This window comes from Endozoicomonas sp. ONNA1, from assembly GCF_024606325.1.
Lineage (GTDB): Bacteria > Pseudomonadota > Gammaproteobacteria > Pseudomonadales > Endozoicomonadaceae > Endozoicomonas_A.
On the sequence record NZ_JAHHPN010000876.1, the window covers coordinates 1 to 13085 of the forward strand.

Consider the following 13085-nt stretch of genomic DNA (forward strand, 5'->3'; position numbering starts at 1 on the left):
GATTATATTAGATAGCTTTAGATTATAATAGATTATTGCGAACTGTTTTTAACCCCGAACTACCGTCAGCAGGGCGTTCAGTGCCCGCTTGATAACTGTTTTAGCCGCAACCACGATTTTGACACAGTAATGCATTCGCATTACTATGATAATTGATAGTTAACACCCGAAGGTTTCATCATGAAAAATGTGTTCGTAGATCGATCCACGCTGACGGATCGTTACCAGACGACTATTCCGGCCTCGGTCAGAAAGGCGCTGGAATTAAACAAGCAGGAAAAGCTTCAGTATGAGATTCGCTCCGATGGCAGTGTCCTGCTTTCCAAGTACCAGAGTGACGAGGGAGACCCCGTAATAGGAGGCTTCCTGGATTTTCTTGAGCAGGATATGAAAAACCATCCCCAAACACTTAAGCCGGTTTCCCCGGAGCTTGCCCGGAAGCTCAATGATCTGGTTGGGGAGATTGATACTGATCTTGATGAGACTCTTGGTGAGGATTGATCGGCAATGCCTTCCATCCGTAATGACTTTCATGGCTGGACGATTCTGGCCCACCCCATGTTTGTCGCACAACTCAAGAGTTTGGCTGTCGAGGTCAAAAAACTGAAACAGCAGCATCCTGATTCCTTTCAAAAGAAAAACGCCACAAAACGACTGGCGGCAATAATCCAGTTGGCGTTTGAACGGGTTCCAAGCAATCCCTCTGACCCTATATACCGCCAAGGCTTGACGCTTGGAAAAGCCAGAAAACACTGGTTTCGAGCTAAGTTTTTTCAACAGTACCGGCTGTTTTTCCGCTATGACGAAGCAGCCAGAATCATCATATATGCTTGGGTAAATGACGAAAAAACCAAACGTGCCTACGGTAGCAAGACCGATGCATATTCGGTGTTTGAGAAACTGGTAAATGCGGGAACGCCTCCTGACAGTTGGCAGGATCTCATGAATGAATCCCAAGGCATTGAGGATCTGGATGAATTCTTCAATGAAATTGATGGATAGAGCTTCTTCAGCATTGTGATTTAGCTTCATAATTTGAGGCGACATCTTCCATGAAAGTCACCGGGGGGATAATAAAGACAGGTGTGTCGCTTGCTACACGGTCGGCACAAATCACAAAATGCTGATACGGTGGGAGCTCAGTCGAACCCATTTCTTGTCAGCCCGCAAGGATTCAAGCTGTTTGAGGGTGTCGCAAATTACTGGCTCCCATGCTTTTAGACCCTGTGGGTCACAGAGTGAGAATGGGCACAATACCTCTTATTAGCCTAAAGTCGAAAAGGCAGATACGGCATATCCTGCTATGGTGGTCACTGCACCTGCGAGACTCATAGATCGCTGACTCTGATACCAATAATAATTATGGGAGAATCCCACAGTGGCACAACCTATAGACCCCGGGAAAGCGGCAGCGGCCGCTTATTGGCGCGAGAATATCCGCCTGTTACTCAGCCTTCTCGTCATCTGGTTTGCAGTTTCCTACGGCGCCGGAATCCTGTTCGTTGATCACCTTGACCAGTTTCAGCTGGGCGGTTTCCCTCTGGGCTTCTGGTTCGCCCAGCAGGGTTCTATCTACACCTTTGTGATACTGATATTTGTTTATGCCTGGCAGATGAACCGTCTGGATCATAAATACAATGTCTATGAAGAGGAGGAAGAAGCATGAGCACTGAAATGCTGACTTACCTCTTCATCGGCGCCTCTTTCGCCCTCTACATTGCCATCGCTATCTGGTCACGGGCAGGGTCCACGGGTGAATATTATGTTGCCGGCAAAGGCGTTCACCCGGTCGCTAACGGTATGGCAACGGGGGCCGACTGGATGTCTGCCGCTTCCTTTATTTCAATGGCCGGTATTATTTCCTTTGTTGGTCGTGACGGAGCGGTTTACCTGATGGGCTGGACCGGCGGTTATGTGCTGCTGGCCATGTGTCTGGCTCCCTACCTCAGAAAGTTCGGCAAGTTCACAGTGCCGGACTTTGTGGGTGAGCGTTACTATTCGCAGACTGCGCGTGTAGTGGCAGTGATCTGCGTCATCTTCATCTCCTTTACCTATGTAGCAGGCCAAATGCGAGGCGTTGGCATCGTATTCTCACGTTACCTGGAAGTGGACATCACCATGGGTGTTCTGATCGGTATGGGTATTGTCTTTTTCTACGCCGTATTGGGGGGTATGAAAGGGATCACCTACACTCAGGTCGCACAGTACTGTGTGATGATCTTTGCCTTTATGATTCCTGCTATTTTCATATCCATCATGATTACCGGCAACCCCATTCCCCAGCTGGGCTTTGGCAGTGAGGTAACAGGTACCGGACAATCGGTTCTTGAAAAACTGAACGGGCTCTCGACGGAACTGGGTTTCAAACAATACACAGATGGCTCTAAATCCACTATCGATGTGTTCTTTATCACCATGGCACTGATGGTCGGTACCGCAGGCTTGCCTCACGTTATTGTCAGATTCTTCACCACCCCGACGGTTCGTGACGCTCGTAAGTCTGCTGGTTATGCCCTGTTGTTCATCGCTGTCCTTTATACGACAGCCCCTGCTGTGGCCAGTTTTGCAAGAATCAATCTGCTGAATACCGTGAGTGAATCCAATTACAAAGATCTGCCCGAATGGTTCTCCAACTGGGAAAACTCCGGTCTGATTGCCTGGATCGACAAGAATGAAGATGGAAAAATCCAGTACACTGACGGTCGACCAATGGAAGGCAAACCACAGTTTACTTCTGAGCGAGGTATAAGCGGCGAACGTCTGGTATCCAACGATCCATCTGCCGGTGAGAATGAGTTGTATGTTGATCGCGATATTATGGTTCTGGCCAACCCCGAGATTGCTCAGCTGCCAGGCTGGGTCATAGCCCTGATTGCGGCAGGCGGGCTGGCTGCTGCACTCTCAACAGCTGCGGGACTGCTCCTGGTGATCTCAACCTCGGTGTCTCACGATCTGCTGAAAAAGAACCTGATGCCAAATATCTCTGACAAGCAGGAACTGCTGGCTGCCCGAATCGCCGCAGGCGTAGCCATTGTTATTGCAGGTTTGTTTGGTATTTATCCACCGGCCTTTGTCGCACAAGTGGTGGCATTTGCCTTTGGCCTGGCTGCGGCCTCCTTCTTCCCGGCCATCCTGATGGGCATCTTCTATAAACGTATGAACCGTGAAGGGGCTATTTCCGGCATGGTCACTGGCCTGGCATTCACCTTCGCCTACATCGTTTACTTCAAATTCATCAACCCCGCTGCCAACACAGCAGAAAATTGGTGGTTTGGTGTCTCTCCGGAAGGTATTGGCACACTGGGCATGCTGATCAACTTCAGTGTATCCATGGTGGTTTGTCATCTGACTGCGCCCCCCCCCCCAAGCATATCCAGACTCTTGTGGAAGACATCCGCGTGCCACGGGGTGCAACTTCCAGCCAGCCAGTAGTCGGTGGTAGCACACCTGCCAGCGATTTCGGATAACTTCTCTTTGACATCAGGCCTTCGGGCCTGATCACTCCCGGCTAAGCCGTGGGATACTTTGTGTACAGAGTCGATAGGATCAACAGCAGACCAGAGGGTGTTCTCATTATAGGTATAGATCTATTCCTGCACTTATTTATTGATGGCTACAAAACGAGCTACGCAACCCGTCACTTGAATGTCCACACTATTAAATCTTGAGCACAATTCATGCTCTAGCCCATCCAGATGATCTTCCTGATTGCTAAAAATCCCCTTCCGGTTGTATATGCCCATAAGAGCTTTCGCTAGCAAAGTACGAGTTACTCCACTACGAAGAATGGTGGCACCAAACAATTTCCCACCTTCATTCAGCAATGGCTTAAAGTGGTCGAACACGACAGCTTTGCTATGGATGCTGCCGGGCAGACAGTGCAGTAAATAGTTAATGCTAATCGAGCTGAAGCTATTTACCGGCAAGGTGGTAAAAGGTTTAAAAACGTTATGCACCAGAGTACTGGGTTGATATCTTTTTAATCGCTGCCCAGCGTAGTCAAGCGAGTTGGTGTTAAGGTCTACCAATGTCAACGATGGTCGGCAGGTTGGGAACTGGCAGTGATCAGGGAAATAGCCCGTGCCCACACCTATATCCAGATGCGGGTTGCTGACATGCTGATTAAACCAGTCCAAAAGTATGGGTGTCGGACATTGCCAGACAAGGCGGTTGGAGATACCCAGTACGGCGATATCATAGATGTTCAGAACTCCCTTTGAATAAACGGCCTGGCCTCTGTGAACCTGTTCGTTCGTTATCTTGCTGCGTGGAACAGTCATAGTGGAGTACCCCAATGAAGGAATCAGTAATCGACACTCACTATAGAAGACATTAGGCTACGCAACAGCAATGGCCAGGAGTCTCGCTGACACTAAAAAAATAATAATTCTGGGAATCTGACATAATAAGGAAGATGAAAAAGACCCGATCTGACCTCCAAGGAGCCCCCCTTGAGCTTGAAAACTGTATTTATAACCGGAGCCACTTCCGGCTTTGGTGAAGCCTGTGCCCGTCGTTTTGCCACTGAACAAGGCTGGCAGCTGGTAATTACCGGCAGAAGAAAAAAACGTCTGGAATCACTGGCCAGGGAACTCTCAGCATCCTGCCCGGTTCACTGCCTCGTGTTTGATATGAGAGATGAAGCTGCGATTCAAAAAGCGGTAAGCACTCTCCCGGAAGTTTTTTCAGACATCCATACTCTGATCAATAATGCCGGTCTGGCCCTGGGCACTAAACCGGCCGACCAGTGTGATACACAACAGTGGATGAACATGATTGATACCAACATTAAAGGACTGGTTTTAATCACTCATGCTCTTTTACCTGCCCTCAAGAAAAACAACAGTGGCAGTATTATAAACCTGGGGTCGGTTGCCGGGACTTATCCTTACCCTGGTGGCAATGTTTATGGTGGTACCAAGGCGTTTGTAAAACAGTTTTCCCTGAATCTTCGTTCTGACCTTCTGGGGACTGGCATCAGAGTGACCAATATCGCACCCGGAATGGCAGAAACTGAATTTTCAGTCGTGCGTTTCGATGGAGATCAATCTAAAGCCGATGCCGTTTATGAGGGCATGAAACCCCTTTCAGCAGAAGATATCGCCGAAAGCATCTATTGGGTCGCAAGCAGGCCGGCCCACGTCAATATTAATGCTATGGAAATCATGCCGGTTCAGCAGGCTTTTGCAGCTTTTGATGTGGATCGTAATCACTGAGACTTCTGCCTGTAGCCTGCTCTAAGCAGGCTACAGCTTTGAACACAGTCTCAAAAAAACAATTATTGAAGCAGGTTATGCACAAAATTTTGTTATCTAATAAACAACAAATAACGTATATATACTGATTTCATCAGACCTGATATACCCAAGGCACTCTCGTCTGATTATTTTTCAACCAATGCAAAAACACCCTGTAATCTCAGGCACTTCATGAGTTATCCACAAGTAATTCAGTGTGTTAATCAGTTATTTTGTTGAAAACACTTACCACACCTTTCTACCAATGAGTGCCAGCCAAACACCGGCCCCCCTGCCAATGGGCGGATTTCTCACAATAGTCACCCGGACTCAAAAAAATTGACCGCAACATAGAAATCTGATCAAGCCGGGTGTTGAGCCTATCAAAGCCGCCTTGATCGCAGCCAATAGCAAAGGCTATTAACGATTGCACAAAGCTTTTGCAGTGAAGCAGGCATTGAACGACACTTTTTTGCAAACCTTGGGCTTGTTTCTCTAAAAGTGCAATCGACTGATATTTCAGATGGGAGCCAGCTGTTGGTTGATTTCATAGCTTTTACACTCAAAGAATTCAAGTCAGGAATAAATACACGAACAAAGGCCAGCCACAGCATCCGCATGGCGACAACTTAGAAGCCGAAGTGAATAAGAAAACAGAAAAAAAATTTCAAAGAAAAGTCATTTTCCTGAATCCAGTCACCAGAGCCCAACGTATTCTCCATAGGACTGATAGAGGTCGGCCGCTGGTCGGCCACATTTTACCCTGACAATGTTTTTTCAGGCTAAGGTGCCAATGTCGAGATAGACTCAGGTCTTTTTTGTACCGTCCAGTCTTTGGCCCTACTCAACTGACTTGAGGTTTGCCTGAATTTATCGGGATATACATGAAAATACGATCGTTTAATCAGCACTCACAGACGAGCTGCACTTCAACCGCTCCGGAAAACAGCAGAAAAAATACCCTACTTATGCTCTTCAGCTTATGTCTGGTACTCCTTCTTTCGCTGCTCAATCGACCTGCCTATGCTCTGTCAACGGACTGGTTGGTGAACCCTCAACAGCCTGAGGCCAGAGTCAGGCTACACTTCTCTGGTGAAGCAGACCCAACCACCCGCCAACTTTATGCGTCACTGGAAGTGCAGTTATCAGGTGACTGGAAGACTTACTGGCGATCACCCGGTGAGGCCGGAATTCCGCCCGAAATCGATTGGCGAACAGAAGAGCCACAAGGCAGCAGTAATATAGAAAATGTTGAGTGGCTCTGGCCTGTTCCGGAACGCATAGAAATGCTGGGGCTGCACACACTTGGCTATAAAAACGGCACTGTTTTTCCTCTTCTGATTCAGGTCAAAGACCTGAGTCAGCCTGTCGCCATCAATGCCAGACTGCGCCTGTCTTCCTGCACCACGGTCTGCGTTCTGACAGATTATGAGATTCAACTGGAGTTTACCCCCACTGATCTGAAAGCAGACCCGCAAGCATCATTCCTGATCGATAAAGCGCTTTCGAGGGTTCCGACGAATATGCCTGACACAGGGCTAAGCGCAGAATCTGTTGTATGGGATAAAGAAAACAACAAGGTTGTTGTCACTGCCCAGTCTGAAACTGGCTGGGAAAAAGCCGTTGACGTCATTATTGATGGCCAGGAAGAGATAACCTTCAGTCTGCCGGAAGTGACCATTGTGGGTAATCAGCTTCAGGCCATTATGAATGCGTCAAGCTGGTTGGGTGAATACAACCTGTCGGGTGAATCTGTCACAGTCACCCTTCTCAACGGAGACAGTGGCCTTGAAAAAACACTGCCTGTCGAAGAGGGTACTGCCATTTCACTGTCTGGAGGTAGCGGTGCAGCAAGCCTGATAGTATTACTGGGTCTGGCTCTACTGGGCGGCCTGATCCTTAACCTTATGCCGTGTGTTCTTCCTGTTCTTGGTATGAAACTCTCTTCCGTACTCCATGCATCAGGTCAGGAAGCCAGCCTCACTCGTAAACAGTTTCTGAGTTCTGCGGCAGGCATTATTTTCTCCTTCTGGTTACTGGCGACCTTCCTCTGGATACTCAAGCTGACTGGCAACAGTATTGGCTGGGGTATTCAGTTCCAGAATCCGTGGTTTATTGGTTTCATGGTAGTGGTGACTGCTCTTTTTGCTGCCAACCTGATGGGCATGTTTGAAATTCGCCTGCCTTCTTTCCTGTCGACTAAACTGGCTACAGCAGGTGATAACAGTACTGCAGGCCACTTTGTTCAGGGCATGTTCGCAACACTTCTGGCAACGCCCTGTTCAGCTCCATTCCTGGGAACCGCCGTCGCCTTTGCCTTGTCGACTAACAGCTTCAACCTGTTTGCCATTTTCACTGCCCTGGGCATAGGTCTTGCCCTTCCGTATCTGCTGATTGCTGCCAGACCCTCTTTGTTGAAGTGGATGCCAAAACCCGGACAGTGGATGATCAACCTTCGCCGTATATTGGCACTGATGCTGCTGGTGACTTCTCTGTGGCTAATCAGTCTGCTTCAGGTATTCCTGCCAGTCTATCTGCTTTTGATTATTGCCGTGATTCCAACCCTTATGATCCTGCACGCCTTGTTGACCAGTTTGATGCCTCAATCAGGAAAAGGATTATTGCTACTGCCCTCATTATTTCTGTCAATGGCGATAGTTCTCTTCGGGGCCTGGTCGACCGGTTTCTTCACACCGGAGCAATCAACATCAGACAACCTAACCTGGAAAACCTTGAATGAGCAGGAAATTGCCAGCTCGGTCGCTAAGGGAAAAGTCATCTTTGTTGATGTCACCGCTGACTGGTGTATCACTTGTAAAGCCAACAAGATCAGGGTCATCGACAGGGATCCCACCAACAGTCTCCTACAGCAGGACTTTGTTGTGACCATGCGGGGAGACTGGACCCGTCCTTCAGAAGAAATTAATGCCTACCTTCAGAAGAATGGACGATTTGGTGTGCCCTTCAATATTATCTACGGTCCGGGTGCTCCTGAAGGAATACCGCTGCCGGTTATTCTCGACCACGACACTGTAACAGCAGCTATCGAGAAGGCGACATCCATGTAAATTCATGAAATCAGCCTGAAAAGCTTCCCATAAAATCATGATGAAATGCTTTTCGCTGTTAAATGACCTGAGCCCCGAAGTAATACGAGCAGAAGGGCTCCAGAGTCAGATAGCCCGGCTTATTAGTCTTTGCCATTGCCATTTAATCATGACAAAGTGACAATCAAAGCCATATCGCCCCTGAAGCGAACCTCACTCTCATGAGCTTCAGCAACGACTCAGGGAAACAAATACCGACTCACAGAAGAGCACCATGAAAAAAACTCTTATTCTCACCACCACCTTACTGATGGGCTCGCTCAACCTTCAGGCAGAGCCTCTGGATGATCAGCAACAGCAAGAAGTCAGAGAGCTGGTTCGTAAAACCCTGATAGAAAACCCGGACATTCTGGTTGAAGCCATGAACGAGCTAAGAAAGCGAGAAATCGCCGCTCAGCAGAATGCCGAAAAGCAGATGCTGGAAGCCCGTCAAAAAGTGCTTTTTGAGAACCCTGAGAACCCCATTATGGGCAATCCTGAAGCCAAGGTGACTATTGCCTACTTTGGTGATTACAACTGTGGCTTCTGCAAGCGTCAGGATCCTATTCTGAAGAAAATTGTTAAAGAGAACCCTGACGTAAAAATTGTCATCAAGGAACTCCCTGTCCTCGGTCCTGAGTCTCGCGAAGCTGCGGAAATGGCCCTGGCCACCTTTAAGCAGGACAAGGGTAAATACCTGCCTGTTAACCAGCGTCTGATGTCCAAGCCTGGCAGACATAGCAGCAGCACTATTAAAGCTGCACTGAAAGCAGAGGGCATTGAGGCTGACAATCTGAAAGTGGACGAGTCTGTCACTCAGCAACTTGATGAGAACCTGCGTCTGGCACAGGAGCTTGGCATTCGTGGAACACCGGCACTGGTATTCCCTGATGAAGTGTTAAGAGGCTTCACCGAAGAAGGCGCACTGAAAGAAATGATCAAGCAACGTCTCTGATCTTAAATCCGATTAATAAAAAAACCGGAGTCATCCGGTTTTTTTATTTGAGTTCCTGGCTATCTATCAGGCCAAGTAATAATAACTTCTGAGCTGAAGAATATTAAAGTTCGGCAACAATACAGTCTTTACGTTCTTTTCCAGTTTTTGAGAGATACTCAGTAAACTCTGCCGGGATACGACCTGTGGTAGCACCTTCCCAGCTGACCACAGAGCCATCTCCTTTTTCATATTGAAACTGATAACGCTGTCTTGGCTTTCCTTTTCTGACTTTCTCGGCAACGGCAGAAGCCGCCAGATCTTCGAGGGTCAGACCTTTTTCATGCATTTGACCCAGAATACTTTCAACAGCTTCTCTTTTGCGCCCTTGTTGTTCCTTCTGTTCATTGTGCTCACGCACTTTTTCTTCATGGATCGCTTCTACGCGCTTGATAACACTTTCTATATCTTCAACATGCATACCTTGAAACAATTTACGCAACTGCACTTTTGATTTCAGGATATTCAGTGACTCTTCAAAAATATTCATTAGAAAAAACCAGGATAGGTATTATTTAGAAAGCGTCAAAAGTACCATTGCAATGACTAACTGTAAACAGTGTCGTACATAAATTATGATACAAAAAAATAACAATTGACGAATCAAGAAAAAAACAACAACTTTTTAATAGCCAATCATACGACCAATCGAATTAAATCATACGCTTAGCCGCAATAGTTTTATTACTCACCAGTGGCATAGACTCATTACGAGTCTATGCCACTGGTCTATCAAGGCTAAAATGAGGCTTAAAGCAGAGAGCGATGACTGTATCAAACTGTTTCCAGCTTCTTCAGCTCTTGTGCACGAAGATCTTTCCTCAATACCTTGCCTACAGGCGTCATCGGGAGCTCTACTCTGAACTCTACCTGTCTGGGCACTTTATAAGCTGTCATATTCTTGCGGCAATAATCCTTTAACTCCTGCTCGGTAACACTGTCATCCTGGGGAATAACAAAGAGTTTTACTGCCTCACCTGTTTTCTCATCAGGCACTCCGATCACCGCACAGTTTTGAACTTTTTCGTGTCTGGCGACAACATCCTCAATCTCATTGGGATAAACATTAAAGCCGGATACCAGCACCATATCTTTCAGGCGGTCAACTATACGTACATAACCGTCTTCCTGAATGATGGCTACATCCCCCGTACGGAACCAGCCGTCGTCCAGAACTTCAGCAGTGGCTTCAGGGCGCTGCCAGTAACCCGCCATGACCTGGGGGCCCTTTGCACAGAGTTCACCGCGTTCACCAAAAGGTAAATCATTGCCTTCATCATCAATGACTTTCAGAGCGGTACCCGGTAAGGCAATACCCACTGTGCCGTCCTGAACAAAATCACCCGCAGGGTTAGCGGTCAAAATCGGAGAGGTTTCAGACAAACCATAACCTTCACCGATTCGGCAACCAGTGAGTTCGAGCCAGCGATCTGCTGTGGCCTGCTGAAGTGCCGTACCCCCGGAGTTGGTCACTCTCAGATCAGAAAAGTCAATATTCTTGAACTCAGGATGATTCATCAAGCCCACAAACAGAGTGTTGAGGCCAATGAATGCATTAATACGCCAGGGCTTGATGGTTTTGATGAACGTATCAATATCCCTGGGGTTGGCAATCAGGATACTGTGCCCCCCCAGAGAGAAGTAAGACAATAGATGAACCGAAAAGGCATAGATGTGGTAAAGAGGCAGCGGCGCTACCACGGTATCACCTTCAGGATTGGAAACCGGACTACCATCAGCTTTTGTCTGCCTTCTCAACTCTACTGTCTGAAGAACATTGCTGATCAGATTGTTATGGGTCAGCATGGCGCCCTTGGCGACACCGGTAGTTCCTCCTGTGTACTGCAAAGCAGCCAGGTCTTCTTTTTGAGCCGGCCTGGGTGGCTTGTAGGTTGCCTTGCTACCCAGTGCCAGGGCCTGCCTGAAAGGTACCGCTGTTGGAAGGCTATAAGCCGGCACCATTTTCTTGATGTGCTTAACGGCAAAGTTGATTATGGAGCGCTTTGGCCAGGGCAACAGATCCGCCAGATCTGTCACTATCAGGTGATCAACACCGGTCTCAGGCAAAACTTCTTCGATCAGGTGCCCAACAATATTGACGCAAACCAGAGCTTTCACGCCTGCGTCATTAAACTGATGCTTAATCTCTCTGGCGGTATAGAGGGGGTTCGTATTTACAATGACCAAACCGGCCTTGATGGCACCGAAGGCCACCACCGGGTATTGCAGAATGTTGGGCATCTGTAGTGCGATGCGATCGCCGGGCTGCAGTCCGGTGTGTTGCTGAAGGTAAGCTGCAAACTGATCGCTCAGCCGATCCACTTCCTTAAAGCTGAGCGTTAATCCCAGCCCTGTGAACGCGGGCTTGTCTCCGTGTCTGTCGACAGCATCTGCAATCACTTCCCTGAGATTAGAGAAGGCTCCGAAGTCAATATGATCAGATATACCGGGTGCGCGTTTGCCATCCCAAAAAGCTACTTCCATGGAGAGCTCCTCGTCTTATTGTTGTGAATGTCGTCCGGGCTGCCACCGGCCATCTACAGATTATTCAAACCTGATCGGGAGCGCATTATACCCGCTTACCCGGCAGTCTTGAATTATTTTTGTAAGATTTTGTGATTCCTTGGAAGGTCTTCAGTATGAGCAGATAACTGTTTTTTTATGGAGCAAAGTCAGGTCGGTTTCAGAGGCCTTGCTGCCCATGGGAAGGAAGACTTGAAAGTGTGGAATTTTCTGAAGATGTGAAGGCATGTCTGCTACTTTTATTCTGACTTATCTACCAGATAGATACTATGCCATTTGTCTTATTCGGGCTCCTGTTATTATTCCATCTGTTTCAGACATGCGATGCTCGTGACGTCTACCAAAGTGCCTGGTGGATAGACGAATTATATTCGAAGGCCGAGAACAAGAGCATATCGGTAAAGTTAAACTCACAGCTGTATTTTGTTTGCCCTAATCTGCCCACTGTGGTCAGGATGCGTGGCCACGATAGGCAAACCTCAACCATGTATGAAAATGTATGGCTAACGGACAACGAAACCTATTATGAGAATTGTGAAATAGGAGATGATCCTCAAGACAAATTCACAAGCCGCTACGTATGCGGCAAACCCACACGCCTGGTTTTTCTTAGTATTCTGTTTCTTGAACATGCTGCCGGAAAAGACGACGTGACCTTTAAAGAGGGAAAACACTACTATTTCCTATCCACGTCAACGGGGGAATCGAGCACAGTACGTAACAGAAAAGACGGACATTGTCGAACACATAACATGCGCCTCAAGGTTTATATCTGTAAAAAATTCAATGAAACGGATCCCGGCTGCATTTATCCGGACCCTCAGTTAAACTGGTATAGTGCAACGGGTGCTTTTCTTTCTGCCCCTGTAAAAACGCCTTTAACAACTCCTTTAACGACGACCGTTCCCACCAATACCGCTGTCAATGGTACTGCAATGGTTAGCACAATCGCTAATGAAACGGTCCCCGTCACTATGGCTAAGAACGATACCGCAATAGTTGTGACAACCGCGGCGGGAACGACACCTGTCACTATGGCTGACAACAGTACCGCTATAGTTATCACAACCGCAGCGGGAGCAACTCCTGTCACTATGGCTGACAACAGTACCGCAATCGTTATGACAACCGTGAAGAGAGCAACTCCTGTCACTATGGCTGACAACGATACCGCAGTAATTGTGACAACTGCGACGGGGTCGGCTCCTGTCACTATGACTGACAACAGCACTGCAATAGTTATGG

Annotated in this window: 10 protein-coding genes and 1 pseudogene; 8 read left to right on the top strand and 3 right to left on the bottom strand. The window is 47.8% G+C overall.

The window, feature by feature from the left end; translation table 11 throughout:
• Positions 1–180: 180 nt before the first annotated feature.
• From KDK19_RS20815 to KDK19_RS20830, 4 genes and pseudogenes are all read left to right on the top strand, one after another.
• Positions 181–501 carry a type II toxin-antitoxin system PrlF family antitoxin gene (locus tag KDK19_RS20815; RefSeq protein ID WP_257275103.1) on the top strand — a complete coding sequence of 107 codons (321 nt, stop codon included), beginning with the start codon at positions 181–183 and terminating at the stop codon, positions 499–501.
• Positions 502–507: 6 nt separating this feature from the next.
• Positions 508–1002, top strand: a complete 495-nt coding sequence (locus tag KDK19_RS20820; RefSeq protein ID WP_257275105.1) for a type II toxin-antitoxin system YhaV family toxin — start codon at positions 508–510, stop codon at positions 1000–1002.
• 376 nt (positions 1003–1378) lie between these two features.
• A complete protein-coding gene (locus KDK19_RS20825; RefSeq protein ID WP_257275107.1) occupies positions 1379–1666 on the top strand; it encodes a DUF4212 domain-containing protein in 288 nt (95 codons plus the stop codon).
• Positions 1663–3467, top strand: a pseudogene (locus tag KDK19_RS20830) (sodium:solute symporter family protein). Before KDK19_RS20825 ends, KDK19_RS20830 begins: the two are co-directional and overlap by 4 nt.
• Before the next feature lie 132 nt (positions 3468–3599).
• Here the strand turns inward: KDK19_RS20830 and KDK19_RS20835 are convergent.
• Positions 3600–4280 (bottom strand): class I SAM-dependent methyltransferase, encoded by a 681-nt coding sequence (locus tag KDK19_RS20835; RefSeq protein WP_257275111.1) that lies wholly within the window; start codon positions 4278–4280, stop codon positions 3600–3602.
• 177 nt (positions 4281–4457) lie between these two features.
• On the opposite strand from KDK19_RS20835, the gene KDK19_RS20840 reads away from it, so the two are divergent.
• The 3 genes from KDK19_RS20840 (at position 4458) to KDK19_RS20850 (ending at position 9278) form a co-directional block, all read left to right on the top strand.
• Positions 4458–5216 carry an SDR family oxidoreductase gene (locus KDK19_RS20840; protein WP_257275112.1) on the top strand — a complete coding sequence of 253 codons (759 nt, stop codon included), beginning with the start codon at positions 4458–4460 and terminating at the stop codon, positions 5214–5216.
• Positions 5217–6283: 1067 nt separating this feature from the next.
• Entirely contained in the window at positions 6284–8305 is a 2022-nt protein-coding gene (locus KDK19_RS20845) for a protein-disulfide reductase DsbD domain-containing protein (protein ID WP_257292860.1), read from the top strand.
• Positions 8306–8558: 253 nt separating this feature from the next.
• The gene (locus tag KDK19_RS20850; RefSeq protein WP_257275115.1) at positions 8559–9278 is read left to right on the top strand and encodes a DsbA family protein; all 720 of its coding nucleotides are present in this window, start codon (positions 8559–8561) and stop codon (positions 9276–9278) included.
• 103 nt (positions 9279–9381) lie between these two features.
• Here KDK19_RS20850 and KDK19_RS20855 read toward each other — a convergent pair whose 3' ends face one another.
• Together KDK19_RS20855 and KDK19_RS20860 are read right to left on the bottom strand one after the other, a co-directional pair.
• Positions 9382–9807: an H-NS family nucleoid-associated regulatory protein gene (locus KDK19_RS20855; RefSeq protein ID WP_257275117.1), complete on the bottom strand. Its 426-nt coding sequence runs from the start codon at positions 9805–9807 to the stop codon at positions 9382–9384.
• A 284-nt stretch (positions 9808–10091) separates the two neighbouring features.
• The gene (locus tag KDK19_RS20860) at positions 10092–11801 is read right to left on the bottom strand and encodes an AMP-binding protein (RefSeq protein ID WP_257275119.1); all 1710 of its coding nucleotides are present in this window, start codon (positions 11799–11801) and stop codon (positions 10092–10094) included.
• Between the two features lie 494 nt (positions 11802–12295).
• Here KDK19_RS20860 and KDK19_RS20865 point away from each other — a divergent pair.
• A partial coding sequence (locus tag KDK19_RS20865) for a hypothetical protein (protein WP_257288680.1) occupies positions 12296–13085 on the top strand: 790 nt, incomplete at its 3' end.